This window comes from Roseospira navarrensis, from assembly GCF_009601025.1.
GTDB lineage: Bacteria > Pseudomonadota > Alphaproteobacteria > Rhodospirillales > Rhodospirillaceae > Rhodospira > Rhodospira navarrensis.
In genome coordinates this window covers 18,526-37,282 of record NZ_WIVE01000041.1, presented here as the reverse complement: position 1 = coordinate 37,282, position 18,757 = coordinate 18,526, and the positions used below count along the sequence as shown (strand labels likewise).

Below are 18,757 nucleotides of genomic sequence, written 5' to 3'. Positions count from 1 at the left end.
GCGCCTTGCGATCCAAGCTCTTCATGGCCGCGCTCTCCGCCGTGCGATACAACCCCGACCTCAAGGCCTTCTACGAACGGCTTATCGGAAACAAAAAGACACCAAAAGGCGCACTCCTCGCCGTTGCCAGAAAGCTCGTCACCATCGCAAACGCGGTCCTCCGGCCTCAGCCCGAACCCGCCACAAACTGAGTTGATGACACTCTCTATTAAAAGCGTGTCCTCCTGAGGGAGCCCCCGCGACCATCGGTCCGATGGTCGCACGCCTTTGCGGCGACGCGACGCGTCGCCGGGGGCGACCGAAGGACCTCGTGTGAGGTGGGTTCGACCCCATCAGTGTCACAGAACGGTCATCCGGGTTCGGAGCCATGGGGGGCGCGGCAAATCCTTGACGGGCGCGCCATTCGATATGAGGCTGGATCATTCTGGAGGGTGTCCCCCGCCCTGATCCCCCCCCGCTCCGAACCCCCGCTCCGAACCCCGGGGGCCGGCCGATCCGGCGACGGTCCCGCGCATCGCTCCGTTCCCGTCCACCGCCCGGAGAGCCCCCATGCGCCTCGCCCGAGCCTTCGCGCCGCCGGCTCTCGCCCTGGCGGCCGCCCTCGCCGCCTGCGCCCTCCCGCCGGACGGCGCGTCGCCGCCCACCGACCAGCCGCTCTCGTATCTGGACCAGGGGTGGTCGCCGGCCCTGCGCCAGCAGTTCTATTACACGCCCCAGGGCTCGCACATGATGCCGGCGTCGTGGTTCGCGGCGCTGGAGCGACCGGACGGCGCGGGCCGGTTCGGCGACCCGGCGTACCTGGAACGGTTCGGCTTCCTGCCGCCGGACGGGGACGGCCCGGATGCGGCGCTCAATCCGGAGGGCTACCCGATCGGGCTCGCGGTGGAGCGGAAGGCGGACCAGATCGGCCTGACCTGTGCGGCCTGCCATACCGCCACGGTCGAGGTGAACGGCGCACCGATCCGCATCGACGGCGCGCCGGCGCATCTGGACTTCGACCGCTTCTATCAGGCGCTCGCCCGGGCGGTGTCGCTGACGGTGCGCGACCCCGAGCGGCTGGCCCGCTTCACCACCGCCCTGGGCGCCCTGGGCGCCCTGGGCGCCACCGACGCCGACGCGGCGCGGGCGCTGGCGGCGGAGCTGGCCGCCTTCGACCGCACCCTCGCCGCCGACGCCGTGATGCGCCGCCCGGCGCTGGACTCCGGGTTCGGTCGGGTCGATGCCCTGACCCAGATCGTCAATGCCCTGGCGGTGCGGGATCAGGCCGAACCATCCAACCTGCATCCGGTGGCCGCGCCCACCAGCTATCCCGCGCTGTGGCTGACACCGGAACTGGACTTCGTGCAGTGGAACCCGATCGCCGCCAGTCCCATCGCGCGCAACGGCGGTCAGGTGCTGGGCGTGTTCGGGCGCACGGCCCTGGGGCCGGACGCGGGGGCGGAGGCCTTCCGCTCCACCATGTTGCTGCCGGAGTTGGCGGCAATGGAAGAGTGGTTGCGCCAGTTGGAGCCGCCGGCCTGGGACGAGGCCCGCATGGGGGTCATCGACAGGACCCTGGCCGCCGAGGGCGAGGCCCTGGTCCGCGACTCCTGCGCCGGCTGCCACACCATGCCGCCCTACGCGCGCACGGATCCGGCGGACAACCCCTTCGGCAAGAGCTTCATCCGCATCGGCCGGGTGGATTTCCGCACCGTGGGCACCGATCCGAATTACGCCCAAAGCCTGCTGACCCGGCAGATCGCGACCAACGCCACCACGGCGCGGCTGTTCGACGGGGCCGAGGTGGTGCCCGCGCCCCTGTTCTTCGCCGGGACCGTGGCCGCCGCCGTCGAGCGGGCCATGGACGACGCCGACCTGTCGCCGCAGGAGAAGGTGGCGCTCAACGGTTTCCGGTTCGACCCGGGGCCGGACGGCCGGCCGGTGCCGACCCGTCCGCCCCGCCTGACCGACATGAAGGCCGGCCCGCTGGCCGGGGTCTGGGCGACGGGGCCCTACCTGCACAACGGGTCGGTACCCACCATCTACGAACTGCTGTCGCCGGTCGAGGAGCGCCGCACCGTGTTCTGGACCGGCGGCCGGGCGCTGGACCTGGAGCGGCTGGGCTATGAGAGCGGGGAGGCCCCGGGCCGGTTCCGCTTCGACACCCGTTTGCCCGGCAACGGCAACGGCGGCCACCTGTATCCCTCCGGCGGCCTGACCCCCGCCGAGCGATGGGCGATCATCGAGTACCTGAAGACGCAGTGATCGGAGCAGGGGCCGTCTCGGGCTTGCCGACCCGGACGAATGAGGCGAAAACAACGAAAATTGCGAAAAATGCGAATAATACGGAATTGACAAGGTTGACGAACAGGCAGAGAGTGAATAGGTCCAGGCTCTGCACCGCGGGTCCGGGGGCTGCCCGATTCTCTCAGGGCTCTGTTCCCGGCGGTGCCCCTGAAGCCAGGACCCTGATGTCATACAGGTTTTCGCGCCGCAAGGCGCCCACATGGATGCCGGCAAGACCACGGTTCGTCGCCTTTTGGGGGGAGGCATTGGCGCACACCGCGCCAGGACGACTCCGGCAGGTCTGGCAGCCCGGCAGGAATAGGAGTCCGAGGATGGAAGACGAGGATATGTCCAGTGCCGCGGCGACCCAGTTCGCACCGGAGTACGATGTGTGCCCGGAGATCGAGTTGCAGGAGCACCATAGCGCTATACCGGCCCGCGACGTACGCGTCCCTGAGGCGACCCGGAGCGAGGCGACATCTGCTGAAGATCGCGGGCGGGATGACCACACGGAAGGGGAAGTGCAGGCGCGCGGACCCGACGATTTGGAGGTCGCGGAGGAGGAATCCGACGACGCCTTGCTGACCGAGTTGCGTGGCATGGGCCGGCAGGTCACGCACGACATCCTGTCGCAGCCCGACTACCTATCCGGCACCGCGTTCGCCAAGCAGGTTGGCATGTCGCGGCAGGCTCTGGACAAACGCAGGCAGGACGGCACCGTGCTCGGCCTGCAAGGCGAGAAACGCGGCTACCGCTACCCGGCCTGGCAGATCATTCAGCATCCGGGCGGACCGACTTTGATCATGCCGGCCCTGAAGGAGGTTCTGCCTCGGTTGTTGGAGGCCCTGGGCGGACCATGGGCCGTGCACAGCTTCCTGTTCACGTCGCACGGATCGCTGCAGGGACGCACGCCCATACAGGCCTTGCGGTCGGGCGACAGCAACTCGGTGCTGGAACTTGTCGAAAATGCGCGATACGGTGGTGGGGTGTAGGCACACGGTCGCCCTGCCCCTGGGGGGGGCGATTCCCATCCCTGATGCGATTCGCCCCCACCACCGCGCAAGGCCATGACCACGATCTCGACCCCGCTCACGACAAACATCGCTGCACCGTCGCCGTACGCGACCGATCTCAATCAGGCCCTCCATTTCTCTATTCGAGAAAATCACCCTGTCTTTTACAGGGTGTATTACAACAAGGAGGGGGATAAGCAGCCACTCGGCTGCGGTTTTGGCTCATCCCGATTCAGCGACCCGCAAAGGCCGCCCCGCTTCGCCACGATCTATCTCGCGGTCGATTTTGAAACGGCGTTCGCCGAAACCATCGTCCGGCGCTCCCGCATCGGAAACCCCGGCGTGGTCCGCGAAGAACAAGAACTGAACTACTGGCAGGTCACCCGAGTCACGGTGAAGGAGCGCCTCAGGGTGCTCGCCCTGACCGACGGTGACCTTGTGCTAGCGGGTCTGCATCCGGACATCACGGGCGCCGATCCGCACACGCCCGGTCAGCATCTCGCCGGGATGGCGTTCGACGACGAGCGGCTCGACGGGGTGTGTTATCATTCCTATCTGACCCATCTGGCGTGTCTGGCCGTGTTCGACCGGGCCAGACACAAGCTTCAGGCCACGCCCCATGAAGCCATCATGCTGCCGCCCTGGCGACGCGAAACCCTGAAGCTCCTCAAGAGCTATCATGTCGGCCTCGTCTGACCGCCTCCGCGCCATCCTTTCGCGCCAAGTGCATCCCGTCCCGCGCCATAATCCTGCGGCCTGATGAGTCAGGGCGCGGGCCGGCGCCGTCTTGCGCGCCGCCGCGCCGCGCGGCAGGGTAGGTCCTACCCGGCCCATGCTCCGGGCCGCACGCCATCACTCCGAAAGGATGCCCCCCTTGGCAAACCGCATCGCGCTCGTGGACGACGACCAGAACATCCTGGCCTCGGTCTCCATCGCCCTGGAGGCCGAGGGCTACGCCGTGACCACCTACACCGACGGCGCCGAGGCCCTGCGCGGCCTGACCGCCGACCCGGTGGACCTGGCCGTGCTCGACATCAAGATGCCGCGCATGGACGGCATGGAGCTGCTGCAGCGCCTTCGCGCGCGCTCCAGCCTGCCGGTGATCTTCCTCACGTCCAAGGACGACGAGGTGGACGAGTTGATGGGCCTGCGCATGGGCGCGGACGACTACATCAAGAAGCCGTTCTCCCAGCGCCTGCTGATCGAGCGCATCCGCGCCATCATGCGCCGGGGCGAGGCCCGGCCCGACGGCGCGCAGGACCTGTCCGACAAGGCCCTGGTGCGCGGCGAACTGGTGATGGACCCGGAACGCCACCTCTGCACCTGGAAGGGCGACCCGGTCAACCTGACGGTGACCGAGTTCCTGCTGCTGCAGTCCCTCGCCCAGCGCCCCGGCCACGTGAAGAGCCGCGACCAGTTGATCGATGCGGCCTACGGCGAGAACATCTACGTCGATGACCGCACCATCGACAGCCACATCAAGCGGCTGCGCAAGAAGTTCCGCGAGGTGGACGGCGAGTTCTCGGATATCGAGACGCTGTACGGCGTCGGCTATCGGTACAAGGACAAGGCGTGAGAGCCCGCGGCCGGGACCGAACCCGAGATCGAGACCGCGAGCCCGACGCCGACCGGCCCGCCCCGGCGGCGCCGCGCCGCCGCCCCTGGACCGGATCGGTGCTGCGCTCGCGGCTGACGTGGCGCATCCTGGCCGTCAACCTGCTGGCGCCGATCCTGCTGGTCGGCGGCATGCTGTACCTGGACGACTACCGCGAGACCCTGACCCAGGCCCGCCTGCAGGCGCTGCGCACCGAGGCCGACCTGATCGCCGCCGCCGTCGCCGAGGGCTCGCTGACCTTCGAGGTCCACCCCGAGACCCGCAGTCTGGTGCCCGGTCAGGTCATCACCCCCGAGCTGGCCAGCCAGATCGTGCGCCGCCTGTCGGAACTGACGGGCATCCGCAGCCGCCTGTTCGACCTGGACGGCCAATTGGTCACGGACAGCCGGCGCGGGCCGGCCGGGCGCTTCCAGGTCTCGCCGCTGCCGCCGCTGCCCGAGCCCGACCCCATGCGGGACTGGGTGGACGAGGTGATGGTGACCGTCTCGGGCGCGCTCGATCGCGTGTACCGCCTGGTCATGCCGCGCGCCGAACTGCCACCCTACACCGAGACCGCCAACCCGGTCGCGGCGGACTATCAGGAGGTGCAGGCCGCCCTCGCCGGTCGCACCATGACCGGCGCCGTGCGCCGCAACACCGCCAACGACCGGGTGATCCTCAGCGTCGCCGTGCCGGTGCAGTACTTCAAGCAGGTGGTGGGGGCGCTCATGGTGTCGTCGGACGATGCCGACATCGAGGGCGACGTGCTGGCCCTGCGCCTCGCCATCCTGGAGATCTTCGCCGCCATCCTGGCGCTGACGGTGCTGATGTCGCTGTACCTGTCGGGCACCCTGGTGCGGCCGCTGACCCGGCTCGCGCGGGCCACGGACCGGGTGCGGCACGCCCACGGCGATCACCGCGACATCCCCGACTATTCGCGCCGCCGCGACGAACTGGGCGAGCTGTCGGCCGCCCTGATCGAGATGACGGCCGCCCTGTCCGCCCGCATGGACGCCATCGAGCGCTTCGCCGCCGACGTCGCCCACGAGATCAAGAACCCGCTCACCTCGCTGCGCAGCGCGGTGGAGACGGTGGCGCGGGTGACCGACCCGGACCAGCAGCGCCGGTTGATGAGCGTGATCCTGGACGACGTGGAGCGGCTGAACCGGCTGATCTCGGACATCTCCGACGCCTCGCGGCTGGACGCCGAACTGTCGCGCATCCAGTCCGAGCCGGTGGACCTGACCCGCCTGCTGGGCGCCCTCGCCGATGTCCACGCCACCACCGCGTCGCAGCGCGGGATTACGGTCCGCTTCGTGGGGCCGCGCGACGGCAGGCCGCTGATGGTCAACGGCATCGACAGCCGCCTGGGTCAGGTGTTCCAGAACCTGCTCGCCAATGCCATTTCCTTTAGTCCGGACGGCGGCACCGTCACCCTGACCGCCGCGCGCGAGGGCCGGTTCATCGTGGCCCGGGTGGACGACAGCGGACCGGGGCTGCCGCCGGGCAAGGAATCGGCCATCTTCGACCGCTTCTATTCCCAGCGGCCGGCGGGCGAGAAGTTCGGCACCCACTCCGGGCTGGGGCTGTCCATCTCGCGCCAGATCGTGGAAAGCCACCGGGGCGCCATCCGGGGCGAAACCCGCACCGACGGCGCCGGCCACGTCGCCGGCGCGCGCTTCACCGTCACCCTGCCGGCGCGGGATTAGGCGCCCCGCGTGGCCACCAGACGCACGCTCAGCGGCGCGAGCCCGGCCACGGTGGCTTCCAGGTGGTCGCCCGGGCCGCAGGCCGCCACGCCGGACGGCGTGCCGGTGAAGATCAGGTCACCCGCGCGCAGTTCCACGAACCGGGACAGGTGGTGGATGATGTCGGGCACCGACCAGATCATCTGCGACAGGTCGCCCTGCTGGCGGACCCTGCCGTTGACCGTCAGGCGGATCACGCCCGATGTGGGCGGGCCGTCCAGGCTTTCGGCCGGCGCCAGCACACCGACCGGCGCGCCCAGATCGAAGCCCTTGGCCATGTCCCAGGGTTCGCCCGCCGCCTTGGCCTTGGCCTGCAGGTCGCGCCGGGTCAGGTCGATCCCGGCCGCGTAGCCGAAGATGCAGGACACGGCGCGCGCCGCCGGGATGGCCAGTCCACCGCTCTTCAGCGCCACCACCAGTTCGACCTCGTGGTGCAGCTCGGTGGTGGCGGGCGGATAGGGCACATCGCCGCCCTCGGGCACGACCGCATCGGCTGGCTTGTTGAAGAAAATGGGCGGATGGCTGGTGGGATCGACGCCCATTTCGCGGGCGTGCTCGGCGTAGTTGCGGCCGACGCAGAAGACCCGGCGGACCGGGAACCGCCCGGTCTCACCCGCGACGGGCAGCGTGGTGCGGGGCGCGGGGGGAATCACGAAGGTGCTCATGGGCCGAATGCCTTTCGGGAACGATGCCTCGGATATAGCGCGCCGGGCGCCGAACGCAAAGGCATGGCGCGAATCGCCAACAGTTCTCAGGATGGAGGCAGAACACCGCTGCACCCGGCGCTGGACTGTTCTCCTCCCCCCGCCGGGGGGAGGTTGGGAGGGGGGCGAGGCGATGTCCGCACGGATCCCGCGTCCCGCATCAACCCCACGCGCTTTTTTTCAACCCCACGCGCTTTTTTTCAACCCCACCCCTGCCCTCCCCTATCCAGGGGAGGGAGGTAAGGTCGCACCCGGGACTCCCGGCGGTTGCCACCAGAAGCCACGCGGCCAAAATGAGAACTTCTGGCGGATCGCCCGGAGCGGCTGCCCCCTGTCCATCGAGCGGGGATCTGTGGGCATCCCCGTTCCAGGCCGGTCCCCCGCCGCGACGGCCGTGGTTCCCGGTCCTGTGCGTGGGCTGCAGGGGTGATGCCGGCCCGGGCAAACACCGGGCCGGACAGGGATTTCCCCCGTCCGGCCACGGACGTCCACGGTCATCGTCAGATGCCGTTGATCCTACATCGCCTTCAGGTGATCCGGGATGGTGATGCCCTGTTCCTCGAAGTACTTCGCGGCGCCCGGGTGCAGCGGCGCGGGCAGGCCGGCAATGGCCTTGTCCAGCGCCATCGCCTTGGTGGCCGGGTGGATGTTGTTCAGGAACGGCAGGTTTTCGTAGATCGTCTTGGTGATCTGGTAGACCGACTCCTCGTCCACACCCTCGTGCACGGCCAGGAAGTTCGGCTGGGCGATGGTGTTGATGTCCTCGGCCTGGTCCGGATAGGTGCCGGCCGGGATCACGAAGCGGGTCCACAGTTCGCCGTCGCCGTTGGCCTGAGCCATCTGCTCGTCGGTGAAGTCCAGGATGGTCAGCGCGTCGCCCGCGCCCGCGAACGCCTGGGTGATCGCACCCACGGGCGGGCCGGCGGGAATGTTGAAGCCGTCGATGGTGCCGTTCACGAAGGCTTCCGCGCTCGGCCCGTAGCCCAGATAGGCGACATCGAAGTGCGCATCCACGTCATAGCCCAGGTTGCCCAGGATCTCGCGGCCCGAGCCCTCGGTGCCGGAGTTCTTGCGGCCGATGGAGAAGCCCCGGCCCTCCAGACCGGCCATGTCGGAGATGGTGCCGCTCTCGGCCAGATCGGAACGGATGCCGAAGTGCTCCACGTTCTGCCACAGCATGGTGACGGAGCGCATCCACTCCTGCGGGCCGTCGCCTTCCACCGCGCCGGTGCCGTTCCAGGCCCACTTGCCGTACAGGCCCTGGAGAATGGCGAACTGCGCCTGATCCTCGCGCAGCAGCTTGACGTTCTCGCCCGAGCCGGCCGAGGTGATGGCCGACATGGAAATGCCGGTGCCGGGCTCCAGCTTCACCTTGGTCAGCGTCGCCAGCGCCACGCCCACCGGGTAGTAGGTGCCGCCGGTGGTGGCGGTGGCCAGCGTGTAGCTGGTCGAGTCCTGAGCCTGCGCAACGCTCGCGCCGGCGCCCAGGCCGGTGGCCAGCAGGGCAGCCGCGCCCATCGTTGTCAGGCGGGAGCCGAGGGTCTTTGCCATGGGTGTGATCCTCCCCGTTCGTGGTCTTGGGTGGAGCGCGGACGTCCATGCGGACCGCGCCCCGCGTGGGGATGATATGGCGTGCCTGTCGGGGATTTCGAGTAAAAACCTCGGAATTATCCGGTGGAAATCACGCCCCGGCCCGACTCCCGTCCAGCAGGGCGCGGGCGGCCCGGGCGATGTCGGCCGCCGGGTTGAGGGGCGCGCCCCGCCAGTCCTGCCACGGCGTGTCGTCGGTCAGGGGGCGGGCCGCGCCGGCCTGGACCAGCGACGCATGGAAGCGGGCGTGGGGGCCGCGCGCCCAGCCTTCGGGCGCGAAGACGTACAGCGGCCGGGCGGTGGTCGTCGCCTCGGTCAGCATGGACATGGAATCGCCGGTCACCACGGTCGCGTCGGCCAGCCCCAGGAACCCGAGATAGGGGTTCTCCGCCGGATCCTCGGTCCAGGGCAGCAGCAGGTGGGGCGCCCCGCCCTCGGCCAGTCCCCGGCGCAGGGCGGTCACGGCGTCCGGCCGCGTGCGCCGGCTGGTGGTCACCAGCAGCGACCCGCCGGCCCGCGCCGCCAGGGCGCCCGCCTGTCGCACCAGGGCCGCCGCCACCGTGCCGTCGAGTCGCCGCCGTCCGCTGTCGCCGCCCACCAGCACGGCGATCCAGGGCCGGGGCAGGGTCTCGACGCGCGCCCGCCAGTCCTGGGCCGCCGCGTCCAGACGATCGACGGTCAGAGGATGGGGGGCGCCGGTCACCACCAGCACGTTGGAGCGCGCCCGCAGGGTCTCTAGCGCCCGGTCGTGGTCCGGCACCGCGATCAGGTCGAAATCGTCGTGGCCGAAGCGCGGGTCCTGCACGTGCACCAGGCGCGGCGCCCAGCCGTCGCGGCGGCGGTAGAACCCAGCCAGCCCGCGCGCCACCGCCCCGGCGCGCCGGCCGGTGCTGACGACCAGCGCCGGCGGCGGCGCGTTGACGAGGCGTTCCTCGGACTCCAGGGTAATGCGAACATGCCCCACGGCCCGCTGCCACGGCCATTCGCGGCGGTAGGCGAGCGGGCAGTCCAGCGCGGGCAGGCCGAGCGCCTGCACGACGCCGCGAGTCTGGCTGTTGCTGCCGGCGAGCCCGTCCAGCAGCGCGAGCACGCGCGGCCGGTCGGGGGGCGGGAGCGGCCCGTCGGGGGAGGCTGGTGACGTCATGGCCGCCGCACTATACCCTGGGGTGGGTCCGCGTCCACTCCCGATGGTGCTTCGGGGTTGCCCCGCGCGGTCTCGCGCGCCACATACGGGGCGCGCATTTTCTTCAGACGATCTGTGCAGGAGCGGACTGACCATGGCGACCTACGACTATGACCTCGTCACCATCGGGGCCGGCTCCGGCGGCGTGCGCGCCAGCCGCATCGCCGCCAGCCGGTACGGCGCCAAGGTCGCCATCGTGGAGAACAGCCGCGTCGGCGGGACCTGCGTCATGCGCGGCTGCGTGCCCAAGAAGCTGCTGGTCTACGGCGCCCACTTCGCCGAGGACTTCGAGGACGCCGCCGGCTACGGCTGGACGCTGGACGGGGCGCGCCACGACTGGGGCGCGCTGGTCGAGAACAAGGAAACCGAGCTGAAGCGGCTGGAAGGCGTCTATCACCGCCTGCTGCGCGACGCCGGCGTGACCCTGCTGGAGGGGCGCGGCCGCATCGTCGATCCTCACACCGTCGAGGTGGACGGCAAGACCGTGACCGCCGGCACCATCCTGGTCGCCGTCGGCGGCTGGCCCACGATGCCCGACATCCCGGGCATCGAGCACGCCATCACCTCCAACGAGGCATTGGATCTGCCCGCCCGGCCGGAGCGCATCACCATCGTCGGCGGCGGCTATATCGCGGTGGAGTTCGCCGGCATCTTCAACGCGCTGGGCTCGACCGTGACCGAGGTCATCCGCGCCGGCCAGATCCTGCGCGGCTTCGACGAGGACGTGCGGTCCACCCTGGCCATAGAGATGGAGAAGAAGGGCATCCGCATCGTGCGCGAATGCCAGATCCGCTCGATCGAGAAGCGGGACGACGGCACGCTGTCGCTGCTCTCCGATTGTTCGGAGGAAATGGAGACCGACGCCGTCATGTACGCCACCGGACGCGCGCCCAACACGGCAAGCATCGGCCTGGAGGACGTGGGCGTGACCCTCGCCCCCGGCGGGGCCGTGGTGGTGGACCAGTGGAACCGCTCGTCGGTGGACAGCATCTACGCCATCGGCGACGTCACCGACCGCGTCAACCTGACCCCGGTCGCGATCAAGGAGGGCATGGCCTTCGCCGCCACGGTGTTCGGCAAGACCCCGACGCCGGTGGACTACGGCGCCATCCCCTCGGCCGTGTTCAGCCAGCCGCCCATCGGCACCGTCGGCCTGACCGAGGCCGAGGCCCGCAAGCAGGAGCCGGTGGACATCTACGTCTCGCGCTTCCGGCCCATGAAGTACACGCTGTCGGGCCGCGACGAGAAGACCATGATGAAGCTCATCGTCTCGCGCGAGACCGACAGGGTTCTTGGGGCCCACATGGTGGGCGTGGACGCGCCGGAGATCATCCAGGGCATCGGCATCGCGATCAAGGCGGGGGCGACCAAGGCGGACTTCGACGCCACCGTGGGCATCCACCCGACCGCCGCCGAGGAATTCGTGACCATGCGCGATCCGCTGCCGGACCCGTCGTTCGAGCATACGGAGTAGCCGGGTCAGGCCAGCCCCAGGAAGAGGACCAGGACGAAGGCGCGGGAAACCGCCGTCATGGTCGCGTCATCGGCCCGCCCGATCACCGCGCCGACCTTGTCCCGTTTCAGGGTCATGATCTTGTCCACCATGACTTGGGACGGTTTCCGCAGGCCGTTAGAGACGGTGGGCTCCACGTCCAGGCGCAGGAGTGGGGCATCGATGCGGGTCCCCGAGATCAGAACGACCGTGACGGTGGACGTGTTCACGAATTGGTCGGCCTGCACGACCAGGGCGGGGCGCGGTTTCCCGAAATCGCCGGGTATGGCCACGGTGACGAGATCGCCACGCCTCATAAGGGGTCCCAGTCATCAACATCGGCGAGCGCGGCCTCCATGAAGGCCGACAGATCGGGGTCGGCGGCGTCCGCCTCGGCAACAATCCGCGATTGCCGCCGGCATTCCTCCTCGAATCCCGGCCGCCGGGTATCAGGGACCCAGATCTGCACGGGACGCAGGCCGGCGGCGCGCAACGCGGCGCTTGCGGACTCGTTCGGCGTTGCTCATGGGCATCGTGAGTCTCCCGGACATCAACGGTCATCGTCAGATGCCGTTGGTATTACATGTGACATAATCGGGCGCCGGGCGTCGTTCAATCCGCCATCCGCACGCAGTTCCGGCCCGCCGCCTTGGCGGCGTACAGGGCGGCATCCGCCCGCGTCACCCACTCGGCCACCGACTGTCCCGGCCGGTGAACCGCCACGCCCAGACTGATGGTGACCGGCGCGATCCCGTCCAGGGTGGCCTCGGCCATGGCGGCGCGCAGGGTCTCGGCGAGATGCAGGGCGCCCGCGGCATCGGTGCCGGGCAGGATGGCCACGAACTCTTCGCCGCCCCAGCGGGCCAGGCGGTCGATCTCGCGCAGCCGGTCCTTCAGGCGCCGGGACACCTCGCGCAGGACCTGATCCCCGCCGGGGTGGCCGAGCGTGTCGTTGACCGTCTTGAAGTGGTCCACGTCGATCATGACGAGGGCGAGCGGCGTCCCCATGCGCTCGGCCCGCGCCGCTTCCTGGTCGAGGTCCCGGTTCCCCTGCTGCCGGTTGCGCAGCCCGGTCAGACCGTCGTGGGTGGCCCGATGCTCCAGTTCCGCCATCAACTCCCGCTGGCGGGTGACATCGGTCACCATGGTCAGCATGTAGGGGGTCTCGCCGCTGGTGATGAGGTGCCCGGTCATTTCGCCGATGAAGGGGCGGCCATCGGGCCGTGTGAACCGGAATTCGACCGGCCCTTGCGCCCCCGGTCGGGCGGCTTCGCGGGTCATGGCATTGCGGATCGTCTGGGTGGGGAACAGGCCCAGTTCGACCGAGGTTCGGCCGATGACCGCCTCCCGCCGCTGTCCGATGACATGCAGCAGGGCCTCGTTGGCCTCGACGAAGCGGCCGGTCTCCGGGTCGGTGATGGCCATCAGGGTGGCGTTGTTGGTGAAGGCCTTCTTGAACTTCTCTTCCGACAGGGCGAGCGCCGACAGGTCCCGGCTGGCCGTGAACAGCACCGGCGCGCCATTCCAGGTGCCCCGCGCGATGCGGGTTTCCGCCTGGACCGGCCGACCCGCAGATGTGGCCAGCGGGTGGGTGAGGATCTCCACGCGGCCGGCCTGCATGTCCCGCAGGTCAGTGTCCGCCTCGGCCTGCCTGTCCGCCGGGCGCAGCACGGCCATGGGCTGGCCGATCAACGCGGCGCGGGTCCAGCCCAGACGGTCCAGCAGGGTCTGGTTGGCCTCGACGATGCGGCCGTCGGCATCCACCACGGCGAGCAGGTCGCGCGACAGCGAGAAAAAGGCGTTCAGGTTCTCCAGGCTGCGCTGCAACGCCGCGTCGGCCTGCTTGCGGTCGGTGATGTCGCGGCCCACCTCGACCACGCCCTTGAGGCCACCGGCCTCGTCCTGCACCGGGAAGGCGCGGATCGACCAGACGCGCCCGTCCGGCGTGGTCTGTTCGGAGTCGGCGGGCTGGCCCGTCCGGAAGGCTTCAAGCACCGGGCAGCCGGGGCAGGGGCCGTCCCGCTCGCCCCAGACCGCATGGCAGGGCCGCCCGCACAGGGCGTCCTTGTCCGTGCCGACCGACCCGCCCGCCGCCACGTTGGTCCAGGTCATGCGCAGGTCATCGTGCTCGAAGAACGCGACCATGTCCGAGATGCTGGCGAGGATCAGCGCCTTGTCGTGCTCGCTCTGGTGCAGCGCGGCTTCGGCGGCCTTGCGTTCGGTCACGTCCACCAGGGTCACGGTCAGGCCGTCGATCACCCCGGCCGCATCGCGGATCGGCTGGATGGACACATCCCAGAACGTGGACCCGGCGCCGTCGCCCCGGATCGTGGGAACGGGCCGCGCGTCGGCCCGGAACGGTGCGCCGGTGGCCAGCACGCGCCGGCAGATCGCTTCCAGTTCGTCGTCGGGCGCAACCTCGAACAGGGCCCGGTCGATGAAGTCCGCCGCGTCGTGCCCGGTCAGGCGGGCATAGGCCTCGTTGACCCTGACGGCGGTCAGGCGTCGGTCCAGGCAGGCGACGGCATAAAGGCTCTGCGAGAAGAAGCGGTCCAGCAGCCCGGTGGACCGGCGCAGGCGGTGCAGATCCTCCATGTGATCGGAAATTTCCCGCATGGCGGTCAGGACGCCCACGCACACGCCGTCTTCGATGATCGGGTCCTTGCGCACCTCGACCCAGACCAGGCCCCGGCGGGTGGGAAGGAGCTGGTCGCGCGTCACCGTCCGGCCGCCGATCAACACCGTGCGGTCGTCCTGTTCCAGGACGGAGGCGATGTCCGCCGGAAACACGTCCCGGGCGGTTCTGCCTTCCACCTCGGCCGCGAGGCGCCCCAGCAGGCGGGTCATCGCCTCGTTGACCATCCGGATGGTGCCGGCGGCATCCTTGATGGACACCGGCGTGCTGAACGTCCGCAGGGCCGCGGTCAGCACGGACGCCGGCGACCAGAACGCCGCGCCTTGCCTGCCGGAGCCCGGGGAGTCGGGCGGGACGTGACTGTATTGATCCATGGCCGGAATCCCGGAGGCCGCGACCCAATCGACGGACCGCGTTGGTTAAACATCCCTCCTGAACGCGCCAATGGACGCAGCCACGGGGTCGCTCGATCGGCGGACCTGTGGCCCGTCGCCGATCGCACCACGAAATGCCGGTCGGTCTGGATCGGCTCAACTCTTGGGTATTCTTCGCGCTGTCCGCTCTATTTTGTTGCCCGTTTCTTGCCCGTATCCCAAAACAATTTTGCCGTTTTTTATCTATCTTGTCATCAGGTTTTTTCGACTCTCTCAACCGCGGGGATTTTTCCTGTGACCGTCTTTCACTGAATTGGCGGTGCGCCGCGTCCCGTGCCCGCGCCCGCGCCCTTGCCCGCGCGAGCCCCCGGCGCTCGCCGGCCCCTGGACGTTGTCCATACGCAGGCGTATACATGAACGGGTGCCCCGACCCACCGCCCGGCCAAAGGATTCCGCCCATGCCGCTCTCCCCGCCTCAGCCGCGTCGGCACATCCACACCCGCGATATCGACTGCCGGGGCTATCAGCGCGACGACGGCCTGTGGGACATCGAGGCCCGCATCGTGGACACCAAGACCTATACCTTCAGGAACCACGAGCGCGGCCACATCGCGGCCGGCGAGTCCCTGCACGACATGTCGCTCCGGGTTACGGTGGACGATGATCTGGTGATCCGCGAAGTCGAGGCCGTGACCGACAGTTCGCCCTTCTCGATCTGCGGCCATGTGACGCCCAACTACCAGCGCCTTGTCGGGCTGACCATCGGGGCGGGCTTCACGGGCCAGGTGCGCACGCTGCTGGGCCGGGGCGAGGGCTGCACCCATCTGGTGGACCTGCTCAAGCCGCTGGCGGCCACGGCCTATCAGACGCTGCACTTCCGCCGCGAGGAGAAGCGCAAGGCCGCCAACACCGGCGAGCGCCCGCGCATCATCGACACCTGCTACGCCCTGCGGTCGGACGGCCCCATCGTCGCCCGCGAATGGCCCGAGTTCCACACCGGCGAGGGGACCTGAGCCCATAGGGCAACACGTTCAGGGCCACGGGATCGCTCCTGCAGGTCTTTGCAAAGGGTGGGAGACTCGCGCCCGATATCCTTTAATTGTATTTTGTCATCCCGAGCGAGCGAAGCGAGCCGAGGGATCTCGAGAGCCGTGCGCCGACGGTGCGGAATGCGCCCTCATGTCAACGTGAACCCGTTGTCCTGCCTGACCCCCACACGGTTGCCAGCGCCCCCGCCCCCGGGCGATGCTGCCGGAGTGTGCAACGGCCATTCGGGGGGATGGGGCATCATGACGGTGGATGGCGCGCTGGGCGCGCGCGGGGCGGTGGCGGCGGGCCATCCCGAAACGGCGGCGGCCGCGGCCGAGATCCTGGCGGACGGCGGCACGGCCTTCGATGCGGTGGTGGCGGGGCTGGCGGCCTCGTTCGTGGCCGAGCCCGCGCTCAGCTCCCCGGGCGGCGGCGGCTTTCTGCTCGCCCATCCGGCCGGCGGCGATCCGCTGGTGCTGGACTTCTTCGCCCAGACGCCCGGCCGGGCCGCGCCGACGGAAGCCGCCACCGCGCTGGATTTCGCCCCCGTGCTGGCGGACTTCGGCACCACCACGCAGGAGTTTCACGTCGGCCGCGCCGCCGCCGCCGTGCCGGGCATGATCCCCGGCCTGTGCGCGATCCACGAGACGCTGGGGCGGCTGCCCTTCGCCCGCCTGCTGGAGCCGGGCATTCGGCTGGCCAAGGCGGGCGTGCCCCTGGCCCCCTTGCAGGCGCACATCCACGGGGTGATCGCGCCGATCCTGCTGCTGACGCCGGAGTCCCGGGCCGTGTTCGGCGATCCGGACGACCCCGCCCGGCCGCGTCCCGTGGGCTCGGTCGGGGCCATGCCGGACCTGGCCGCCATGCTGGAGGCGCTGGGCCGCGAGGGCGCGGCGCTGGTGCGCGACGGCCCCGTGGCGCAGGCCATGGCCGGGATGTGCGCCGAGGGCGGCCTGCTGACCCTGGAGGACCTGCGTCGCTACCGCGTGGCCCGGCGGGCCCCCCTGGACCGCCGCTTCCGGGGGGCGCGCGTGCTCACCAACCCGCCGCCGTCGGCGGGTGGAGCGCTGATCGCCTTCGGGCTCGCCCTGGCCGAGGCGGAGCGGGAGAGCGCGGGGGAGGGCGCACCCGACCCGCTGACCCTGGCCCGCATCCTCCACGTCACCGGGTTCGCGCGGGACGCGGCGGATCTGAACCTGGGCGCCGACGACGCCCGCGTGGCCGCGCTGCTCTCGGACCCCGAAATCGCCCGCTGGCGGGCCGACATGGCGGCGCGCGCCCACAAGACGGCCCTCAAGACGGGGGGCACCACGCACCTGTCGGTGCTGGACGCCGACGGCAACGCCGCCGCCTGCACGGTCTCGAACGGCGAGGGCTGCGGCCACATGGTGCCCGGCTGCGGCTTCATGCTGAACAACATGCTGGGCGAGGAGGACCTGAACCCCGCCGGCTTCTTCCGCTGGACGCCGGATACGCGGGTATCCTCCATGATGGCCCCCACGCTGGCGGAAGGGGCGGACGGCACCCGCATCGCCCTGGGGTCGGGCGGGTCGAACCGCATCCGCACCGCCCTGTTGCAGGTGCTCTGCCGCCTGCTGGCCGGAGGGGAGGCGCTGGCCAACGCCATCGCCGCGCCACGCCTGCATGTGGAGCGCGGCCACCTGGACGCCGAACCGGGCTTCGCCGATGCCGACGTGACCGCCCTCGCCCGCGCCTTCCCCGATCACCGCCTGTGGCCGAAATCGTCCATGTTCTTCGGCGGCGTCCATGCCGTGCTGCGCCATGCGGACGGCCGGGTGGAGGCCGCCGGCGACCCCCGGCGGGGCGGCGCGGTGCGGTTTACGGGGTGAGCGGCACGAGCCATGTGCCCTCTGCCAGCGCCCGCCGCACCAGCGGCGAGCGGGTGCCGTCCGTCCCGAAGGCGGCGCGGTCGATCCGCACGATGTCCACGGGCAGGCTGCGCCTGAGGAACGGCCGCCGGTCCAGGCGGTCCGGCCCAACCACCAGCAGGTCCACATCGGACCCGCCCTCGAACGCGCCGGTGGCGAGAGAGCCGAACAGCAACACCCCGGGCGGCGGATCAAGCCCCGCCACGGCCTCGCGGGCCGCGTCGGCCACCGATGCGCGCAGGGCCTCCAGCCGCCGGGCACGGGCGTGGGCGAGGGAGACCATTACTCTCCCTCCGCCGCCGCATCCAGATACCGGGCCGCCGAATCCACAACCTGCCGCGCCGTGGCACAGGCCTGCGCGGCCTGCCGACGCGTGATGCGCTCCGCCGGTGCACCGGCGTCGGGCGCCAGGGGATATCGCGCCACCACGTTCATCTGGGTCAACTCCGCAAGGTCGTCCAGCCGGTCGGGGGTGTCCAGAAGCTCCGTCAGGGCGCCGTCCTGTCGCAGCGCCGCGCTGAGCGTCACAAGGTCGTGCGTTCGCACCACGTCCTGGCCCAGCGCGAGCAGAACGGCTTTCAAGGCTTTTTCCGCTGCCTGCTGCGCGGCATAGCTGGCCCAGTCGTGGGCCGCGCCCTCCGCCAGCAGGCGTTCCGCGACGGCCAGATCGTGGTGTGCCTGAGCGAGCCAGGTGCGGCCGGCCCCGCTCATGAGGCCGCGGGGCCGGTGCCCTGGGGAGCTTCGCCCCCGGCCACCAGCGGGATCACGACCAGATTGCCGTCGCGCACCGCCGCCACCCGAACCGAGGTGCCCGCCGGCAGCATCAGCGAGACATCGTCGGCCACCGCCGACCACTCGCTGTCGCCGACGCGCACACGGGCGCGGCCGTCCCGCAGCGGCTGGGTCAGTGTCACCACCTGCCCGACATGGCGATGGGCCCGCCGGTTCAGCAGCGGGTGGTCCGTCGCCACCCGGCCCGGCCGCCACAGACGCCGACCGGCCACGGTCGCCCCCAGCGCCAGACCGGCGAACAGCAGCGCCTGCAGCTCCCAGGGCAGGGCCGGCACCACCATCAGGATCAGGCCCGTGACCCCGGCCGCCAGCCCGATCCACAGGAAGAACACGCCCGGCGCCACCAGCTCCAGCACCAGGAACACCCCCGCCAGGATCCACCAGTGCCAGAACAGCAGGGTTTCCGGCAGTGTCAGGTCGATCATGCCCGTGCCCTCCGTTCAGCCCGC

Annotated in this window: 17 protein-coding genes and 1 pseudogene; 9 read left to right on the top strand and 9 right to left on the bottom strand. The window is 70.3% G+C overall.

Features of this window, described 5'->3' with window-relative positions:
- The 6 genes and pseudogenes from GHC57_RS19575 to GHC57_RS20465 all read left to right on the top strand — a co-directional run.
- Positions 1 to 191 (top strand): annotated as a pseudogene (locus GHC57_RS19575) (IS110-like element ISEc32 family transposase); the annotation flags it as partial.
- A gap of 358 nt (positions 192 to 549) precedes the next feature.
- Positions 550 to 2,244 (top strand): di-heme-cytochrome C peroxidase, encoded by a 1,695-nt coding sequence (locus GHC57_RS12875; protein ID WP_153344862.1) that lies wholly within the window; start codon positions 550 to 552, stop codon positions 2,242 to 2,244.
- Between the two features lie 353 nt (positions 2,245 to 2,597).
- Positions 2,598 to 3,257 (top strand): hypothetical protein, encoded by a 660-nt coding sequence (locus tag GHC57_RS12870; RefSeq protein WP_153344860.1) that lies wholly within the window; start codon positions 2,598 to 2,600, stop codon positions 3,255 to 3,257.
- Positions 3,258 to 3,332: 75 nt separating this feature from the next.
- Entirely contained in the window at positions 3,333 to 3,974 is a 642-nt protein-coding gene (locus GHC57_RS12865; protein ID WP_153344858.1) for an RES family NAD+ phosphorylase, read from the top strand.
- Positions 3,975 to 4,152: 178 nt separating this feature from the next.
- A complete protein-coding gene (locus GHC57_RS12860; RefSeq protein WP_153344856.1) occupies positions 4,153 to 4,854 on the top strand; it encodes a response regulator transcription factor in 702 nt (233 codons plus the stop codon).
- Positions 4,851 to 6,581, top strand: coding sequence for a stimulus-sensing domain-containing protein (locus GHC57_RS20465; protein WP_170294867.1), 1,731 nt, complete (start codon positions 4,851 to 4,853; stop codon positions 6,579 to 6,581). Before GHC57_RS12860 ends, GHC57_RS20465 begins: the two co-directional genes overlap by 4 nt.
- Here the strand turns inward: GHC57_RS20465 and GHC57_RS12850 are convergent.
- The 3 genes from GHC57_RS12850 to GHC57_RS12840 all read right to left on the bottom strand — a co-directional run bounded on the left by GHC57_RS12850 (position 6,578) and on the right by GHC57_RS12840 (position 10,058).
- On the bottom strand, positions 6,578 to 7,285 hold the full coding sequence (locus GHC57_RS12850) for a fumarylacetoacetate hydrolase family protein (protein ID WP_153344854.1): 708 nt from the start codon (positions 7,283 to 7,285) through the stop codon (positions 6,578 to 6,580). The two genes, GHC57_RS20465 and GHC57_RS12850, sit on opposite strands and share 4 nt — an antisense overlap.
- A gap of 555 nt (positions 7,286 to 7,840) precedes the next feature.
- Positions 7,841 to 8,875, bottom strand: a complete 1,035-nt coding sequence (locus tag GHC57_RS12845; RefSeq protein ID WP_170294866.1) for a TAXI family TRAP transporter solute-binding subunit — start codon at positions 8,873 to 8,875, stop codon at positions 7,841 to 7,843.
- Positions 8,876 to 9,005: 130 nt separating this feature from the next.
- The gene (locus GHC57_RS12840) at positions 9,006 to 10,058 is read right to left on the bottom strand and encodes a mitochondrial fission ELM1 family protein (RefSeq protein WP_170294865.1); all 1,053 of its coding nucleotides are present in this window, start codon (positions 10,056 to 10,058) and stop codon (positions 9,006 to 9,008) included.
- Positions 10,059 to 10,191: 133 nt separating this feature from the next.
- On the opposite strand from GHC57_RS12840, the gene gor reads away from it, so the two are divergent.
- Positions 10,192 to 11,571: a glutathione-disulfide reductase gene (gene gor / locus GHC57_RS12835; RefSeq protein WP_153344850.1), complete on the top strand. Its 1,380-nt coding sequence runs from the start codon at positions 10,192 to 10,194 to the stop codon at positions 11,569 to 11,571.
- Positions 11,572 to 11,576: 5 nt separating this feature from the next.
- Here gor and GHC57_RS12830 read toward each other — a convergent pair whose 3' ends face one another.
- The 3 genes from GHC57_RS12830 to GHC57_RS12820 all read right to left on the bottom strand — a co-directional run bounded on the left by GHC57_RS12830 (position 11,577) and on the right by GHC57_RS12820 (position 14,598).
- Complete coding sequence (locus GHC57_RS12830) at positions 11,577 to 11,906, bottom strand: type II toxin-antitoxin system PemK/MazF family toxin (protein ID WP_153344848.1); 330 nt, start codon at positions 11,904 to 11,906, stop codon at positions 11,577 to 11,579.
- Entirely contained in the window at positions 11,903 to 12,082 is a 180-nt protein-coding gene (locus GHC57_RS12825) for an antitoxin MazE family protein (RefSeq protein ID WP_211369191.1), read from the bottom strand. Before GHC57_RS12825 ends, GHC57_RS12830 begins: the two co-directional genes overlap by 4 nt.
- 119 nt (positions 12,083 to 12,201) lie before the next feature.
- Positions 12,202 to 14,598: a PAS domain-containing protein gene (locus tag GHC57_RS12820; protein WP_153344846.1), complete on the bottom strand. Its 2,397-nt coding sequence runs from the start codon at positions 14,596 to 14,598 to the stop codon at positions 12,202 to 12,204.
- A gap of 458 nt (positions 14,599 to 15,056) precedes the next feature.
- Here GHC57_RS12820 and GHC57_RS12815 point away from each other — a divergent pair, with 458 nt between their 5' ends.
- Together GHC57_RS12815 and GHC57_RS12810 are read left to right on the top strand one after the other, a co-directional pair.
- The gene (locus GHC57_RS12815; RefSeq protein ID WP_153344844.1) at positions 15,057 to 15,611 is read left to right on the top strand and encodes a DUF2889 domain-containing protein; all 555 of its coding nucleotides are present in this window, start codon (positions 15,057 to 15,059) and stop codon (positions 15,609 to 15,611) included.
- A gap of 276 nt (positions 15,612 to 15,887) precedes the next feature.
- Positions 15,888 to 17,477: a gamma-glutamyltransferase gene (locus tag GHC57_RS12810; RefSeq protein WP_153344842.1), complete on the top strand. Its 1,590-nt coding sequence runs from the start codon at positions 15,888 to 15,890 to the stop codon at positions 17,475 to 17,477.
- Here GHC57_RS12810 and GHC57_RS12805 read toward each other — a convergent pair.
- Genes GHC57_RS12805 through GHC57_RS12795 form a run of 3 tightly spaced genes read right to left on the bottom strand, consistent with a single transcriptional unit; the run spans position 17,467 to position 18,733 of the window.
- A complete protein-coding gene (locus GHC57_RS12805) occupies positions 17,467 to 17,799 on the bottom strand; it encodes a nucleotidyltransferase domain-containing protein (protein ID WP_153344840.1) in 333 nt (110 codons plus the stop codon). The genes GHC57_RS12810 and GHC57_RS12805 overlap by 11 nt on opposite strands.
- Positions 17,799 to 18,227 carry a HEPN domain-containing protein gene (locus GHC57_RS12800; RefSeq protein ID WP_153344838.1) on the bottom strand — a complete coding sequence of 143 codons (429 nt, stop codon included), beginning with the start codon at positions 18,225 to 18,227 and terminating at the stop codon, positions 17,799 to 17,801. The genes GHC57_RS12805 and GHC57_RS12800 overlap by 1 nt, the downstream gene beginning before the upstream one ends.
- Positions 18,224 to 18,733: an NfeD family protein gene (locus GHC57_RS12795; protein ID WP_153344836.1), complete on the bottom strand. Its 510-nt coding sequence runs from the start codon at positions 18,731 to 18,733 to the stop codon at positions 18,224 to 18,226. The genes GHC57_RS12800 and GHC57_RS12795 overlap by 4 nt, the downstream gene beginning before the upstream one ends.
- Positions 18,734 to 18,757 lie beyond the last annotated feature (24 nt).